This is a genomic window from Streptomyces geranii (assembly GCF_002954775.1).
In the GTDB taxonomy this organism is placed as follows: Bacteria; Actinomycetota; Actinomycetes; order Streptomycetales; family Streptomycetaceae; genus Streptomyces; species Streptomyces geranii.
The window spans coordinates 81559-98469 of record NZ_PJME01000017.1 but is presented as its reverse complement, the minus strand read 5'-3'; the positions used below and the strand labels follow the sequence as shown (position 1 = coordinate 98469).

Genomic DNA, 16911 nt, shown 5'->3' with positions numbered 1-16911 from the left:
CCTCCAGACGCCTGATTGCGTCAACTAAGCCGTCAGGAAAGCGACTTGTAACCCTTCCAGCCACTCGCGATCTTCACACGTGCGCCGAACGACCCCTTGCCGTCGCCGTTGTTGCGGTACAGGTTGCCGGACGTGTCCCTGGACACGAGGTCGGAGTTGCCGTCGTCGGTGATGTCGCCGACGCCGACGACCGCGTTGTACGAGCCGCCCCAGTTGCCGAACAGCTTCACGCGGGCCTTGAAGCCACCCGTGCCAGTGCCCGTGCCGTCGTAGCGGTAGAGGGTGTTGGACTTGTCCTGGGCGATCAGGTCTCCGACGCCGTCGCCGTTGAGGTCGCCGACGCCGACGATCTTCTTGTACGTCTTCCAGTTGGCGTAGAGCTTCACTCGGGCGGAGAGTTTGCCGGTGCTGGTGCCCTTGAAGAGGTAGACGGCCCCGGTGGAGGTGTTGCGGGCGATCAGGTCGGGGCGGCCGTCGCCGCTCACGTCACCCGGGGACGTGAGGATGTCGTACTGGGTCCAGCCGCTGGTCGCGAGGGTCGTGTACGACGTCGACGGCTTGAGCGTGGCGTAGCAGCCCGGCTTGTACAGGCGCAGGGCGCCGTTGCTCAGCCGTACCAGGACGTCGTTGCAGCGGTCGCCGCTCAGGTCGCCGAAGGGGACCACCTTGGCGGTGGTCGCCCAGCCGGTGCCGGTGGTGTTGGCGGTGAACCTGCCTGTTCCGGTGCCGGTGTGGACGGTCAGGGCGCCGGAGGAGCTGAGGGTCAGCAGGTCACCGCGGCCGTCCGCGCTGTCGAGGCTGCCGAAGTCGTGGCGTACGGCCGCACCTCCGAACAGGTAGCCCGATCCGGAGGTCGCCGTGGTCGCGGTGGTGGTGCCGAGGGCTGTTGCCTTCAGCGTCCACTTGAACGTGCCGTTGGGGAAGTAACTCCCGCTCGCTGTCCTGCCGTTCCACGTCGCCGTCACCGAGGTCGCGGCCGTGGAGCCGGTGATGGTGCGGGTGGCCCTGCCCGTCGCGCCGCTCTGGACCGAGGTGAGGGTCAGGGTCCAGGAGGTGACAGGGCGGGAGAGGATCCATCGGCCGTACCAAGGGGCCGACGACGCCGGGTAGGAGTAGAAGTCGGTTTCCGCCTCGAACGTGGTCAGGGCGGACGGTGTGATGCCGGTCGTGGCGACGTGTGTCTGCTCGAACGCGTCGAACCAGGCGACCAGCCCGGTGTACTCGTCGACCGTCCAGCGGTAGCGGCGGTCGACGGCGAGGCCGCTGTCGGGCAGGCCGGAAGCGATCACGCGGGTGGTGCCGGTGGCCGCGTCGGTGAGGATCAGTTGGTCGGCGTCGTGGTCGTGGCGGACGGTGAAGCCGTCGCCGAGCAGCACGTCACCGGGTTGCACGGCACGGGACGTACGGGCCTTCGTGTCGTACACGCCCGCCGAGTCCGTCCCGCAGGACCAGTACAACCAGCGTCCCGCCGCCTGGAGTTCGCTCGGCACGCAGCCGAGCGAGGGGACCGTCACCGTGGCGAGGGTCCTGTTCTCGGTGAGGCTGTACGAGGTGAGCTTCCCGGCGGTGGTGGTGGCGCTCCAGAGGGTGGAGCCGCCCAGGGCCGCGGTACGGATGGACCTCTTCAGCCTCTGGCCCTGGCCGTACTCGCCGACGTACTGCATGGGGGACGTACCGCCGGAGTTGTAGACGGCGTAGTCGTCGGAGACGTCGACGATCGTGCCGCCCTCGGTGCCGAACTCCAAGGCGACGTAGCCGATCGAGACCACCTTGTCCGCGGTGTCGTTGCCGCTGCCGGGGTCGTCGCCGTCGACGGTGTCCAGGTAGACGTCCCGGGGCCCGAAGCCCGTGGTGTTGCCCCACAGGGCCGCGCAGGTGGTGCCGGTGTACGGGCAGGCCGGGCGGATACGGACGCTCTCCGTGGCGGCGGACGCGGTGAGCGTGGCGGCGCCGTCGGTCGTCAGGGTCCGTACGGACGTGGTGTCGAAGTTGCTCGCGTCGGCGCCGGGATCGTCCTCCGCGACGCGCAGGTTGCCGCGGCTGAGCGCGATGCCGGTCTTGGCGTTCTCCTCCGGCGGGACCTGGCGCAGTTTCGACAGCTTGAGCGAGCCGTCCTCGGCCTGGCTCACGCGCTGGACCCACCAGTCGGCGGGGCCGGTGCCGCCGGTGACGAGGGCGTCGTCACCGGCCGCCTGGATCGTGTACGCGCCGGACCGTGCGAGCAGGGTCTTGTAGGACCCGTCGACGATCGAGACCGCCTTGACGGCCTCGCCGCCCTGTCTCCTGGTGATGGGCAGCAGCAGCTGGTCATCGACCAGGGCGGGGTTGCCGCCGAGCTCGCCCAGGTAGGTCAGCTCGTTGACGTCCGGGAGGGTGATGACCTGTTCCGCGGCGGTCAGGTCCGTGCGGGACTTGAGATGCAGTTCGGTGCCGTTGGAGTTGGACCAGCCGATCCGGTCCGCGCTCTGGACGAAGTGCGCGCTGGTCGGGACATCGGTGAACACCTCGGTGTTCACCGCCGTCGCGAGGTCGATGTAGTAGACCCTGCCGCCGTACGCCCAGAGCACGCCGGAGGAGTCCGCGGCCTTGAGTTCGCTCCCGCCGATACTGGTCGCGGCACCGGTGATGTCGCGTTCGCGCCGTTCACCGTCCACGAAGTCGATCAGGGTGGACGTGGTGACGACGGTCTCCCCGGCCAGCCCTCGGTAGTAGTTGGAGCTGTTGCTGGACGCCACGGTCGACAGTGCGTGCGTCTCCGGGTCCCAGAGGGTGACGGACCTGCTGGACAGGGACTTCGGCAGGGCGACCAGGTCGCCGTCCGATCCGTACCAGGCCGTACGGCACGTGGAGGCGAGGGCCGTGCAGCCCTCGCCCGGCGTGTAGACGCCGCTCGCGTTGCTGACGGTCACGCTGGTGCCGTCGGAGTAGTCCGTCCACTGCAGTCCGTCGGTCTTCGCCTGTCGGCTCAGGAACCCGGTCTCGCCCGCGACGAGCGGGCGTGCGGCGCGCGGGGTGTCCGATTTCGGATCGGCGAGCGTGATCTCCGTGGTGGTCGCGGCCACCGTGCCGGCCGCCTGGGCGGCGGCACCGTCCACCGGGCCGGAGAGCGTGTACAGGGTTCCGGCCATCAGGGCCAGAACGGTGGTGGAGACGGCGGCGGTCAGACCGCCCCGTCTCAGGGCGCGTCTGCCCACGTGAGTTTCCCTCCCCCGCGAGGACCCGGCCCTCGCACAACTGGCCGGATATTACCAAGGGTTCGCAAAGTCGATGAAGGGTTCCCGGAGCGCATGACAGCAGGGGCCCTCCCGTCCACCACTGGACGGAAGGGCCCCTGTCGTCGTGAGGCAGCCGTACGTCAGGCCGCCGGTGTCACACTCGGCGTCACCGCCGATGCCTCGCCCTTCGCCAGTGGCCACTCCTGGTGCAACTCCCCCAGCGGTATGCGGTGCTGGAAGATCGGCGTGCCGAAGATGGTCAGCTGGATCTGGAGGGCGCCGGAGAGGTCCACGCCGCCGTACAGGGCCCAGGAGCCGGTCGCCGAGCCCGTCCCGTCGCTCGATCCCTCCGCCGCCGCGTCCGCCTCGACCCGGAGGTACGGGGCCAGGTCGGCGACGACGCCGACCGTGCCGTACAGGCCGATGCCCGCCTCCGCGCCCAGCGACGCCTTGACGTCGCCGGTCGCCGTGACGTTCACGTCCAGCGGTGTGCCGGTCATCTTGGACTCGCTGACCGACTGCCAGCCCTTGCTCCAGGAGAAGGTGCCGCCGACGCGGAAGTCGCCCTTGAGGTCCTGCTCGACGTCGACCGTGACCTTGCCGTCGGCGTCGACCTGGAAGTAGAGGGTGAGGTCGAGGTTGACGACGATCGGGACCGGGCCCGCGTAGATGACCGGGTCGGAGTGGAGTTCCGCGAAGGGGATGCGCAGCGGCTTGCCGTCGGTCTTGGTGGTGCCGGCCGCGCGGCCCTTCAGCGACCACTTCGAGGCCCAGTCACCGGTCAGCCCGAGGAAGGCGCCGCCGGGTGCCGAACCGGTCCCGCCGGAGCCGTCGTACGAGAAGGCGACCTCGGGGGCGAGCTGCACGAAGCCCTGCACGGAGGCCGACGCCGAGGCGGGTGCGCCCTCGGCGGTGGCGATGGCCGCGCCCACGTCGATGCGCAGGCTGCCCAGCGGGAGCTTGGCGCCCTCGGGGCCGAAGGTGAGGTCGCCGGTCTTCGCCCAGGAGACCTTCACGCCCTGGACGAGCGGCTCGACCTCGATGGCGGACGGGTCGACCGGGACGTCGCCCTCGGCCTTGGACTCGCCGAGTACGGAGCTGAGTTCGGCCTCCTTGGTGACGACCTCCGTACCGCCGCTCGCGTCCTCGCCGACGACCTCGGTCACCTCGGCCAGCAGACCGTCGGGGGCGCCGGGGGCCGGGGCACTGGCGATGACGTCACCGACCGCCACGGGGGCGGCGGCGGGCGTCTCCGATGCCCCCGATGTCTCCGACGCGGAGGGCGAGGGAGAAGAAGGGGCGGTGGCCGTGTCCGAAGGGGACGCGGAGGAAGCCGGGGGCGCTGTGACCGACTTGGCGGTGATGACCGCCCGGCCGCTCTTCTTGTCGTACGAGGCGACCTTGAGCGAGGACTTCCGGGCCGTGTCACCTGCCGCCGAGGCGTCCTGGGTGGCCAGGGCGGTGGGTGCCGACTTGCCCAACGGGGCCTGTACGACGGCGAGTTGTTCCGGGGTCGCGGAGGCGGCGGGGGTCTCGGCCGCCGCGCCCACGGCGTCGGTCTCCGTGGACGAGCTTGCGGAGCAGCCGGTGGTGAGCAGGGCGGCGACGGTGACGGACGCCAGCAGGGCATGTCTGGTGAGCTTGTGCACGCGTGGGGGTCCTCGGGATCGAGTCGATCGAACTGGGGGACGGGGCACGGGGGTTGGGGCGGAGCACGGACGGTTACCCCTCGGTAGCCACGCATGAGCATGCCAGTCCCGCGCACCCCACGAGCCACACTTGCTTCACTTTCTTCACATCACGCGCGCGTGATGTGGATCACTCTCCGCCCCGCTCTTCCCCGTCGAGGCGGTACTGCTCCGACTGGACCAGATACATCCGCCGGAACAGCCCCTGCCCGTCACCGTCCGGCCTCATCAGGTCCTCGAACGTGCCGTGTTCGGCGACCCGGCCCCGCTCCAGGACGTAGATGTCGTCGGCGTGCCGGACGCTGTGCAGCCGGTGGGTGATCAGGATGACCGTCTGGCCGGCCGCCGCGAGGCTGCGGATCTGGTCGAAGACGCGCTGCTCGGTCTCCGCGTCGAGGGCGCTGGTCGGTTCGTCGACGACGAGGACGCGGGCGTCGCGGTGCCGGGCGCGGGCGATGCCGAGGCGCTGCCACTGGCCGCCGGAGATCTGGTGGCCGCCCTTGTAGCCCCGGGCGAGGAGGGTGTCCCAGCCCCGGGGCAGGGCGGCGATGGTCTCGTCGGCGCCCGCGTACTCGGCTGCCTCGTGCAGGAGTTGGTCGTCGTGCGGGGCGTCGGGGCGGCCGATGGCGATGTTGACGCGGGCGGTGAAGGGCCAGCGGTAGAAGTCCTGGGCGACTACGGCGATCCGGTCGAAGAGGTCGGTGCGGTCCAGCTCGGTCGAGTCGAGCCCGTCCCAGAGGATGCGGCCCGTGTCGGGCGCGTACAGCCCGCACAGCAGCTTGGCCAGCGTGGACTTGCCGCTGCCGTTGTTGCCGACCAGCGCGACGATCCGGCCGGTGGGGATGGTGACGTTCACGGCGTCGAGGGCGGGTTCGGTGTCCGTGCCCGGGTAGGTGAAGGAGACGTTCTCGAAGCGGATGGCGTCGACACGGGCGGGCAGTTTGACGCCCGTGTCGGGGATCAGCCGACGGTCCGCCTCCTGGCAGAGCCGTTCCAGGTCGGCGACGAACAGGCTTTCCTCATAGAGGTAGTTGAGCTGTACGACCAGTGCCTCCAGGTTGGCGGAACCGGTCCGGATGGCGATGACGGCCGTCCCGGCGACCGCCAGATCCATGGCCCCGGTCCACAGCAGCAGCCCGAGCACGCCGTACGCGCCCGCGGTCACCAGGCCGGTCCAGCCGGAGGCGATCAGCCCGGTACGGGCGGCCAGTGAGGCGAGCCGGGTCTGTTCCCGTTCGCCCGTCTCGGCCATGGTCCGGAAGTGCCGCAGCAGGAACGGCCCGATGTTGTGCACCCGCACCTCGGGCGCGGCCTGCGTGTCGATCAGCAGCCGCCCCAACAGCTGCCCCGCGCGGGCGTGTTGGACCCAGGCGTGGAAGGAGACGTAGCGGCGGCGGGCGATGGTGATCGCGCTCCAGGCGCTGGGCAGGGTCATCAGCACGAGCAGGGGGAGCAGGGCCGGGTGCAGCACGGTGAGCACACCGGCGGCGGCGACCAGCGCGATCCCGGCCGTCATGACCGACGTACAGAACCGGATCATGCGCCGCGCGGACTCGGCGCCCCACTGCGCGGAGTCGAGCAGCTTGTGGAACTCCTCGTCCTCGACTGCGGCCAACTCCACCCGGGCCACCCGCTCCAGGTACTCCTCGGTCGCCACCCGGAACACCTTGGGTTCGAGCCGCCCGGTACCAGCGGTCGACGCGGACCGTAACAGCGCCCCGACGAGCGCGGTGACCGCGACGACCACCAGTGCCGGTACGGCGTCCCGCATCCGGTCGGTGGTGGCGCCGCCGCCGAGCAGTTCGGTGAGCACCTGGTTGACGGCCACGAGCCCGACGGCCTGCGCCACTCCCCCGCCCAGCTCGGCGACGGCGACCGTGCGCAGCGCGCGGGGGTCGGCGCGGTGGGCGAGCCGGACGGTGGCGCCGATCAGCCGGGGCATCCGCCCGATCATGGTCCGCAGCCCCAGCTCCAGGAAGGACCCCTGGTGCTGGTTCCACCCCATGTCGTACCTCAACGGCCCCCCGAACAGCAGCCGTTCGGACTCGGAGACCCCGTCGGCACCACCGTCGGTACCACCGTCGGCACCGGTTTCCTCCCCGGTCGCCTGTTCCGCCGTGTCCGCCTTCCCTACCTTCTCCGCCCTCTCTGCCTTCTCCGCCTTCTCCGTACGTTCGTCACGCGTCGTCATCCGAGTGGGTCCCCCTTGGCGAGCCGGGCGCATGCGTCACGCCCAGTTCTTCCCTCGCCGTCGGCGTGGCGCACTCGTCGCCGGACCCGCCGGGCCGCCGTCCGCGTCCCGCCAGCACCAGGCCCACCGTCACGCACACCGATCCCGCCGCCATCGACGTCATCGCCGTTGCAGGGGAGGTGAGTTGGGCGATCGTGCCCGCGAGGGCCGCGCTCACGCCCTGCGCCGTGAGCATCCCGGCGGAGTGCAACCCGAGGGCGTGGCCGGAGAGTTCGGGCGGGGTGAGGGACATCAGGCGTTCCTGCTGGACGAGGCTCGCGCCGTAGCCGACCGAGGCCACGCAGACCGTCAGCGCGGCCACCCAGGCCCCCGGGGTGAGGGCGAAGAACAGGTTCGGTACGGCCAGCAACAGCAGGAGCGGTACCGCGAGTTGGCGGCGCAGCCGGGGTGGCACGAAGCGGCCGATCGTGATGTCGCCGATGAGCATGCCGAGGGCCGCGCAGGCGAAGAGGGTGCCGGCGGAGCCGGGGTCGTAGGAGACGTACAGGGACTCGACGCCGACGACCAGGCCGTTGGGGAGCCAGAGGCCGAGATAGGTGAGGCGGCGCGGGCGTACCGACCACAACTGGGCGTTCGTACGCCAGGTTCGGGCGATGGACGGGCGGCCGGTCAGGCGGGGTGGGCGGCGGGTCAGGCCCAGGCGGGTGGCGAGGGCGCCCGCCAGGTAGAGGGTGGCGGCGGTGAGGAGGGTGGTGCGGGGCGAGAGGGTGGCCACCAGGACGCCGCCCGTCGCGTAACCCGCTATCTGCATCAGCCCGTTGGCCATGTTGAAGACCGAACGGCCCAGCAGATAGCCCGCCTTGGCGAGGATCTCGTTCAGCAGACCCCAGCCGACCCCGGCCCCCAGCGACGCGATCAGCCCGAGGACGAAGAGGAGGGCGAAGAGCGCGCCGATCGGCAGGCCCGGCGTCGCCGTCACCGCCGTACCGAGGGCGAAGGCCAGCGCGATGCCCGTCAGGGTCGCGCGCGGCGGCAGGCGGTCGGCGGCCGAGAGGAGGGTCGTCGCGCCGGCCACCTGGGCGAGCTGGGGGCCGAACATGCTCAGCGCGGCGAGCAGCGGAGAGCCCGTGGCGTCGTAGGTGAGGGTCGCGAGGGCCAGGCCGCCGATCGTCGAGGCGGCCGTCCTGAGCGCCGTGGAGAGGAAGAGGGGGGTGAATTCGGGCGTGCGGAAGAGGGCGGAGTAGCTGCGCATGCGCGGAGTCTGCGAGGACAGGTGGGGCGGTCGTTATTGTTTCGCGTACGTGCGAAACCTCAGGGCGGTGGGGAAGGGCAGCGGAGGAAAGGCGGGGGACGTGGGCTGGTGGCAGGTGGACGCCGACACCCTCGCCCGCAGCCGGTTCGTCGTCTCGCCGCTCGCCGAGACCTTCGCGAGCCTGCGGCTGCTGCACTCCGGGACGGCCTCGCACCCCGGCGAGCGCGTCTGGCTGGCCGCCCGGCTGCCCGCGTACCGCGAGCGCCTCGCGCGCGACCCGGTCACCGCGCTGCTCGTCCGCGCGGGCCTCGGGCGGGAGTGGATCGCCGACTTCCTCACCCCGACCCCCCGGTACGGCGAGACGTTCGAGGAGGCCGTCGCCCGCGTCCGTACGGTCGATCCCGCCCTGGCCCGCGGCCACCTCACCCGCGCCCTCGCGGGCCCGCTCCCCGCCGCCCTCGCCGACCGGGACGACCTCCCGGAACGCGCCGCCGACCTGCTCACCCACCTGTGGGAGGAGGTCGTACGCCCGGACTGGGACCGGAGACGCCGGGTCCTGGAGGCCGATGTGGTCGCCCGGACGGCGCGGGTCGGTCAGGTCGGCTGGGCGGGCGTACTGGACGCGCTGCGGCCCGGCACGCGCTGGCTCGACGGCGACCGGCTCCAGGTCAATCTGCACGAGTACCCGCCCCGCGAGATCTCCGGCGCCGAGCTGGTCTTCGTACCCGTGACGCCGAAGACGGGGTGGGTGTCCTGGGAGGAGCCGGAGCGGTACGCGGTGATCTACCCGTGCGCGGGGGCGCTGGCCGGGGACCGGCGGGACGGGCGGGCCGCGCCGGCCGCCCTCTCGGCACTGCTGGGCTCCGCTCGTAGCACCGTGCTCGTACTTCTGGTCTCACCCCGGAGTACTACTCAGCTGACAGCCTTGACCGGGCAGGCGCTCGGTTCGGTCGGGCGGCATCTGCGCGTGCTGCTCAACGCGGGGCTGGTGGAGCGGCGGCGGGCGGGCCGGTCGGTGCTGTACTCGCGCACGGCGGCCGGTGAGGTCTTGGTCAAGGCTTCGGGGGCGGGGGACGGGGCGGGCGAAGGACAGGGGGCGGGGGCGGGGGGCGGGGCCGGTGGCGACCGGAGTTAGCATCCGTTTATGACCACTGATGCCAGTCCCTCTTCCTCCTCCCCCTCCGCCGACTCTCCCCTCGCCGTCGAGATCGGTGCCCTCACGGGCGGTTCCGCGGACCTCGCCCAGTACGCGGGCAAGGCCGTCCTCGTCGTGAACGTCGCCTCCAAGTGCGGGCTGACCCCGCAGTACGCGGGGCTGGAGAAGCTCCAGGCGCGGTACGCCGACAAGGGCTTCACCGTGCTCGGGGTGCCCTGCAACCAGTTCCTCGGCCAGGAGCCGGGCAGCTCCGAGGAGATCGCCGAGTTCTGCTCGGCGACGTACGGCGTGACCTTCCCGATGACCGAGAAGATCGAGGTCAACGGGGACGCCCGGCACACCCTGTACGACCGTCTCGTCGGCTTCGCCGACGGTGAGGGCCACACCGGCGACATCCGCTGGAACTTCGAGAAGTTCCTGATCGGCCGCGACGGCCAGGTCGTCGCCCGCTTCTCCCCGCAGACCGAGCCGGAGACGGCGGAGCTGGTCGGCGCGCTGGAGAAGGCCCTCGGCTGAGCCCGGCCCGATCCTTTCTCTCCGGTTGACCTTGTCCCTGGGGCAAGGGTGAGCGTCCTGTGTCACCGGGCCGACCGTGCCCGGTGACGGAGGATGTCGGGGTGGACGTGGACGGGGACGACGAGCTGCTCACCATCGGCGCGTTCGCCGCCCGGGCCCGGCTCTCGGCCAAGGCTCTGCGGCTGTACGACCGGCTCGGGCTGCTCGCCCCCGCGCACGTCGACGAGGTGAACGGCTACCGCTACTACCGGGCCGCGCAGACCGAACGTGCCCGCCTGGTGGCCCTGCTGCGGCAGCTGGACATGCCGCTCGCCCTGATCGGCGAGGTCGTGGACCTGGTCGAGCGGGACGGGCCGGCCGCCGCCGAACGGCTCGCCGCCTACTGGGCGGACGTCGAGGAGCGGCTCGCGCGCCGGCGCACCCTCGCCGCCTACCTCCGTGGACGACTGTCGGGGAGGAGCTCCGAGATGGCCGAGCTGTACGGAAAATTCGTCGTCGAGACCGTGGACGTACCCGAGAGGGTGGTGCTGACGGAGACGCGGCACACTCTCGCGGATGAGTTGCCCGCGTGGATCGGGGCGTCGCTCGGGCGGCTGGAGGCGGGCGCGCGGGAGTGCGGGGGTGTGACGGCGGCGCCGTTCGTCGTCTACCACTCCGAGGTGTCCATGGAGAGCGACGGCCCGGCCGAGGCGTGCGTCCCGGTCGCCGACGAGGCCGCCGCGCGGGCCTGGGCCGAGGCGCACGGGCGGGCCCGGGGGACGGCGGTACGGGTGGAACCGGCCCGGCGGCTCGCGTACACCCGGATCAGCAAGGCGCAGGTGGCCCATCCGCAGATCATCGCCGCCTTCGAGGCGGTGGAGCGGTGGCTGGCCGGGCAGGGGATCGAGGCGGCGGGGCCCTGCCGCGAGGTGTACTTCGCGGACTGGGACGCGGCGGGACCGGACGACGCGGTGTGCGACATCGCCTTTCCCGTGACGTGAGCACGTTCTCCGTGGCGTGGGCGCGGTCCCCGTGACGTGAGCGAGCGATCGCGTTTCCCGTGACGTAGGAGAATGTCCGGAAGGGCGCGGCCTGAATTATCCGGTCGCGCCCGCCCGGGAACCGCCTCAAGCTGATGGGGCTCTTTTCCGTCATACCCCGGTCACCACCTGGTCACATGGGGCCCTGTCGGCCAACTCCCGGGGGACGGTTAGCGTCTACCTCGGAGAGACCTCCACAGGACAGACACCAGCCAGCACCCGCCAGTCATGTGCGCGCGCCCGAGCCGAACGGAAACGGAATCGCAGTGGCCTTTGCCGAGCTGACCCCACGCAGACCTGCCATGCGCGCCGACAAGCCCACGCAGGCACGTGAGGTGTGGCACGAGCGCCACCGGGTGGCCCTGACGGTGACCGCCTGCGCGGTGCCGCTGTACTTCGTCTGGTGGGCGGTCTTCGCGACCGGCGGCGGCGATCTGGCCGCCCAGGTGGCGTGGGCCGAGTTCGCGAAGATGTACCCGGGTTCCGCATACAACCTGTTCTGGTACGGCGGTCTGCACGCGGCCAACTACAGCCTGATGTCGCCGTACCTGATGGCCGCCATAGGGGTCGTCGCGACGACCATGCTGTCCGGGGTCATGGCCACGCTCCTCGGCGCGGAACTCGTCGCGCGCACGGGCGTGCACAAGCCCATGTGGCCCGCGATGGCGGTCGGGTTCTCGCTGTGGTGCCAGGTGATCTCGGGGCGCTCGACGTTCGTGCTGGGCACCGCCTTCGCGATGGCGGCGGTCCTGGCCGTGGTCAGCGGTCGCGGCGCCCGGCACCTCGGCGCCGCCGCGCTGTGCGCGACGCTGGCCACCACCGGCAGCCCGGTCGCCGGGCTGTTCGTCCTGGTCGTCGGCGCCGCCTACCTCCTGTCCCGGGACTGGGGCCGGGCGGCGGCCCTGCTGGTGCCCCCGGTGGCCGTGGTGGGTGTGACGACGCTGCTGTTCCCGTTCGAGGGCGAGCAGCCGATGCCGTTCACCCGTATATGGCCGCCGGTCGTGCTGTGCGTGATCGTCGTCCTGACGGCGCCGAGCGCCTGGCGCACCCTGCGGCTGGGCGCGGCGGTGTACGCGGTCGGCGTGGTCCTCTGCTACCTGATCCCGACGCCGATCGGTACGAACGTCGAGCGGCTCTCGGAGCTGGCGGCACCGGCGACGCTGCTCGCGATCATGATGTACCGCACGACGGAGAGACGGCCGGGCGAGGAGACCGCGGGGCGGACGGAGGACGAGCCGGACGGGGGTGCCGTGCCGGCCGCCGCCGATGTCCGGCCGCCGCTGCTCGTCCTCCCCCGGTTCACGGCCCGGCTGGTGCTGCCCCTCCCCTGGTTCACGGCCCGGCGGCGCATGGTGGCGCTCGGGCTGGCCATGGCCATCGCGGTGAGCTGGCTGTCGGGCAAGACGATCGCCGACATCGCCACCAACACCACGGTGCCCGAGTGGGCCGTGAAGACGGACGGCGTCGTGAACGAGCTGAAGCGGCTCGGCGCCGAGCAGACGCGCGTAGAGGTCGTCCCGGCCCGCGACCACCGCGAGGCCGCCATCCTCGCCCCGTACATCAACATGGCCCGGGGCTGGAACCGGCAGGCGGACGTCGAGCGGGGCCGGCTCTTCTACGAGGGCCACGGCGGCACGGAGGAGCCCGAGGGCGGTTTCTCCGCCGCCGCGTACAAGGCGTGGCTCTCCCAGTGGGCGGTGGGCTTCGTCGTCCTCGTCAACGGCGAACCGGACGGCCCGGCGAAACTGGAGCACGCCCTGGTGACCAGCGGGCCGAGCTATCTCCAGCCGGTCTGGGAGGACGCCAACTGGAAGATCTACCGGGTCAAGAACGCGACCCCGCTGGTCGACAGGCCCGCCTCCGTGGTCAGCGCGGACGGCGCCAACCTCGTCGTACGGATGCCGAAGGCGGGCGAGGTGACGGTCCGGATCGCGTACTCGCCGTGGCTGTGGGCGGAGAACGGCTGCCTGACGGACGAGGGCGAGTTCACCAAGCTCACGGTCGAGCAGCCGGGGGACATCCGGATCAGCTCGGCGTACGGGGGGCCGAGCCAGGAGACGACGTTGCGGTGCGAGAAGGAAGAGGAGAAGGCGAAGGAGGAGAAGGACAAGGACAAGGACAAGTAGGGGCGGGACAAGTAGGAGCGAGACTGAGAAGTGGGGGGGGGGGGGGGGGGGGGGCCCGCGCCCCCCCCCCCACAATGTGGGACACAGGGGAAAGCGGGACACCGGGGGGGGGGCACTTATTTGTGGGGTTTTTGGGGGGGGGGGGGTCCGGGGGGGCCCCCCCCCCCCCCCCCCCCCACTTCTGTGTTGCCCTGTGCTGCTCTGTGCCGCCGCTCAGCCGACGCGCGTCAGTTTCTTGTCGAAGCCGGGTTCCACGAGGTCCTTCTGGAGCTGTACCGGTACCTCCACGGCGCTGCCGCTGCCGTCGCCGACGGTGAGGGTGCCCACCGAGGTGCCGGCCTTGGCGGAGTGCGGGAGGTCGTCGGCCGCGGCGAACGACAGCTCGACCTTCAGCCCGGCCCAGCCGACCGCCGTGACGTCCTTCGAGAGCACGACCGGCGTGTGACCGCCGAGTCCGTCGTCGACGTATCCGACGACGTCGCCCTTCTTGAGGATCTTCGACGAGAGCAGGGCCTCGCCCGCGGCGATCAGCGCGGTCTCGCTGACGTTGTTGACGGTGTCGATGATCGGCGCGGTGTGCTGGCCGAGGATCGCGCCGACGACGGTGACGGTCTCGCCGCCGACCTCCTTGGTGCCGGCGAAGAGCAGGTTGCCGCCGGCGGCGGTGGTGGTGCCGGTCTTGATGCCGATGGCGCCGTTGTAGGGGACGAGGTCGTTGTAGTTGCGCCACTTCTGGCCCGACGGGTCGTACCAGTACGGCTGCTTGGTGATGTCCATCAGCGCGGGGATACGGACCAGTTCGTGGCCCAGCTTCACCTGGTCCTCGGCGGAGGAGACGGTGGTCTCCTTGAGCCCGGAGGCGTCGGTGTAGGTGGTGTTCTTCATGCCGAGTTCCTTGGCGGTGTCGTTCATCTTCTTGATGAACGCCGCCTCGGTGCCCGCGTCCCAACGGGCCAGCAGGCGCGCGATGTTGTTCGCGGAGGGGATCATGACGGCGGACAGCGCCTGCTTGAGGGTGAGGGTGTCGCCCTCCTTGACCGTGTTGAGGGTCGACTCGTTGTCCTTGTAGTAGCCGCCCTCCTTCTCGGCGGTCGCGTCGATCGTGATCTTCGGACCGTCCTCGCCGACCTTCAGCGGGTGGTCCTTGAGGACGATGTAGGCGGTCATGGCCTTGGCTACGGACCCGATGGCGACCGGCGTCTGCTCGCCGAAGTTGCCCATCGTGCCGATGCCGTTGACGTCCATCCAGCCCTGTCCCTCGGAGGGCCAGGGCAGCGTGGCCGCCTTGCCGTCGAAGGTGTAGGAGTCGTCGGCGGTGAGGGTCAGCTCGGGGGTCGGCAGGGGGCGCAGAGTCTGTACGACTGCAAAGATGATCGCCAGCAGAATGACCAGCGGCGTCCAGATCTTGACCCGCCGCACGATGGTCCGCACCGGGGTGTTCGGCGGCGGCGGGGTGTTGGTCAGCTCGGCGAGCAGGTCCAACGGCGGCAGCGGCGGCAGCGGCTGCTGGGTGGTCCGCTCGGGCCCGACCTGCGGAATCGCGGCGGTGGCAGCGGCGGCGGGAGCGTTGGCGGTCGGTGCGGCGGGCGCAGCGGGCGCCACCGGCGGCTTACGCGTGGCCGGGTCGTCCAGCTGCCGCAGAGCAACAAATTTGCTGGTGCGCTCAGAAACAGACTCCGCGCTGCCGCCCCCGGCACCGGCAGGAGCCCCGACCTCGTCACCGCTCTCGGGCTTTCCGACCGCCTTGGCCTTCCCGGCGGGGACATCACCGAGCTTGAGCATGGTGGTCGGCTGGTCGACGGAGGGTGCGACGGGCGGACGGACGGCTTTGAAGACGGCGGTGGGTTGGTCTACGGGGGGCTTGGGGGTGCGGTCTGTGTCTGGGGTGGGGTCAGTGTCTGGGGTGCGGTCGGCTTCGGCGGGGGTGTCCGCGTCGGCGGCCGTGGGCGGAGCGGGGGTTCCGTCGTCCGTGGCCGGGGTCGTGCCCTTGGCCGGAACCTCGTCTGCTTCAGCGCGAGCGTCCGCGTCCGCGGCCCGGGCCCAGCCGGGGGTACGGGCGCCGCCGGCTCGGGCGGCAGCCGCGCCCGCTGCCCCGCCTGCGACCGACGCCGAGGCCGAGACACCGCCCGCCTCGGCGGGGGCTGCGCCCGCAGCCGGGGAGGAGGCGCCTTCGGTGCTGGGGTCCGCAGCTGCGGGCGTGGCCGGGGCGGCGTCCGTGACCGAGGTCCGGGTGGGTGCGCCGCCGGCCTCGGCTGCGTTTCCTGCGCCCGGAGCCGGGATGGCCGCGCCCTCTGCGTCGGCGCTCCGGCCCGCAGCCGGGGCAGGAGCCGAGGTCGCGCCGGTGGCCGGAGGCCGGGTCGCGGCGCCAGCCGCTTCGGCGGAGGCTTCCGCACCCGCAGCCGGGGCGGAGGCGTTTCGGGGATCGGCATCCGCGCCTGTGGCCGGGACCGCGGCCGTGGCCGAGGTCCGGGTCGAGGCGCCGCTCGCCTCGGAGGCAGCTTCCGTGCCTGCAGCCGGGACGGAGGCGCCTTCGGCGTCGGCGTCCGCAGCTGCGGCCCGAGCAGCGCCCGCCGCCGGGGCACGGGTCGGGGTCGCGCCGAAGGTCAAGGTCGGGGTCGCGCCCGGGACCTGGGTCTCGGCATCGCCTGCGGCCGGAGCCGCATCCGTCGCCGAGGCCGGGTTCGTACCCGAGGGCCGAGGCGCAGCACCGTCTGCGTCAGCCGCATCCGCGCCTGCGGCCCGAGCCGTTGCCGGGGTCGCGCCCGAAGGCCGGGGCGCAGCAGCGGCCTCGTCGGCTGCATCTGCGTCTGCGGCCCGAGCCGCATCCGTCGCCGAGGCGGAGGTCGACGTCGCGACCGAAGGTCGGGGCTCGGCGTCGCCTGTCTCGGCCGTGTCCGTGGCTGTGGCCGGAGTCGTGCCCGTCGTCGGGGTCTCGGCGACTTCGTCCGCGTCCGTGGCCGGGGACTGAGGCGCGCCCGGGGTGCTGGTCGCCTTGGTGTCCGTCCGTGTGGCGTCGGCTGCGGCCGGGGGCCTGGTGGCGCCCGGGGCGTCGGCTGCCTTCGTGTTCGGGGTCGGCTTGCTCTCGGGGGCGGGAGTCGTCTGCTTCGGGGTGCTCTCCTGTGCGCTCTTCGGCTCAGAGGAGACCTCCCGAGGCCCACCCGAGGGGCCTTGCGGGGCCTCAGGGGCCTTCTCAGGGGCCTCGGAGTCGGAAGCGGGCCCTGCGGCGGGCGTCGGTGCCCGTGCGGGCTCCTCGCCGCTCTCAGGGGCGTCGGCCGCAGTCGTCGTATCCCCGTCGGGGGCGGATTCCGCATCGGGGCCTGCTCCCGCGGCGGCATCCTCGGCGCCTTCGGGCTCGCCCTCGTCGGCCGTGGGGACCCGCTCCGCCGTCGCCGTGCCCAGCCTCGCGTCGCCCGTGCCGTCCGCCGGGGTCGGCTCCGTGCCTTCTTCCGGTGGGAGATCCCGGCGGGAGAACACCCGGGTCGCCGTGTCCACGCCACCGCGTGGTGTGGGCTCCCGGTCCCTGGCCACCGCGAGTCGTGGATCGCGGGCCCCGGTGCCGGATTCACTCCTGGCCCCGGGAACCGGACCCGCGCTCCCCGACGTCGGTTCTTCCGACGACTCGCGCTGCTTCGACCTGTCGGGGGACTCGCCCGCCACCGATGCCTCCTCCATGCGCCGCACGTTCTCGTGCGTGTACCGAACCAACCGTGAACCGTGAAAAGGCCGCCCGGACGACACTGTCCGAACG

Annotated in this window: 9 protein-coding genes; 4 read left to right on the top strand and 5 right to left on the bottom strand. The window is 71.9% G+C overall.

Annotation, left to right across the window (positions count from 1 at the left end; genetic code table 11):
• Positions 1-32 precede the first annotated feature (32 nt).
• The 4 genes from CW359_RS22965 to CW359_RS22950 all read right to left on the bottom strand — a co-directional run bounded on the left by CW359_RS22965 (position 33) and on the right by CW359_RS22950 (position 8346).
• A complete protein-coding gene (locus tag CW359_RS22965; protein WP_105971965.1) occupies positions 33-3194 on the bottom strand; it encodes an FG-GAP repeat domain-containing protein in 3162 nt (1053 codons plus the stop codon).
• Between the two features lie 161 nt (positions 3195-3355).
• Positions 3356-4864: a hypothetical protein gene (locus tag CW359_RS22960; RefSeq protein WP_105971964.1), complete on the bottom strand. Its 1509-nt coding sequence runs from the start codon at positions 4862-4864 to the stop codon at positions 3356-3358.
• A 169-nt stretch (positions 4865-5033) separates the two neighbouring features.
• Positions 5034-6908, bottom strand: coding sequence for an ABC transporter ATP-binding protein (locus tag CW359_RS22955; RefSeq protein WP_198655353.1), 1875 nt, complete (start codon positions 6906-6908; stop codon positions 5034-5036).
• 172 nt (positions 6909-7080) lie between these two features.
• Positions 7081-8346, bottom strand: a complete 1266-nt coding sequence (locus CW359_RS22950; protein ID WP_232838540.1) for an MFS transporter — start codon at positions 8344-8346, stop codon at positions 7081-7083.
• Between the two features lie 100 nt (positions 8347-8446).
• Here CW359_RS22950 and CW359_RS22945 point away from each other — a divergent pair, with 100 nt between their 5' ends.
• The 4 genes from CW359_RS22945 (at position 8447) to CW359_RS22930 (ending at position 13163) form a co-directional block, all read left to right on the top strand.
• Positions 8447-9481, top strand: coding sequence for an ArsR/SmtB family transcription factor (locus CW359_RS22945; protein ID WP_105971963.1), 1035 nt, complete (start codon positions 8447-8449; stop codon positions 9479-9481).
• A 9-nt stretch (positions 9482-9490) separates the two neighbouring features.
• Complete coding sequence (locus CW359_RS22940; RefSeq protein ID WP_105971962.1) at positions 9491-10018, top strand: glutathione peroxidase; 528 nt, start codon at positions 9491-9493, stop codon at positions 10016-10018.
• A gap of 83 nt (positions 10019-10101) precedes the next feature.
• Entirely contained in the window at positions 10102-10998 is an 897-nt protein-coding gene (locus CW359_RS22935; protein WP_105971961.1) for a MerR family transcriptional regulator, read from the top strand.
• A gap of 341 nt (positions 10999-11339) precedes the next feature.
• Positions 11340-13163 carry a hypothetical protein gene (locus tag CW359_RS22930; RefSeq protein WP_232838539.1) on the top strand — a complete coding sequence of 608 codons (1824 nt, stop codon included), beginning with the start codon at positions 11340-11342 and terminating at the stop codon, positions 13161-13163.
• A 213-nt stretch (positions 13164-13376) separates the two neighbouring features.
• Here CW359_RS22930 and CW359_RS22925 read toward each other — a convergent pair whose 3' ends face one another.
• The gene (locus CW359_RS22925; protein WP_105971960.1) at positions 13377-16835 is read right to left on the bottom strand and encodes a D-alanyl-D-alanine carboxypeptidase; all 3459 of its coding nucleotides are present in this window, start codon (positions 16833-16835) and stop codon (positions 13377-13379) included.
• Positions 16836-16911 lie beyond the last annotated feature (76 nt).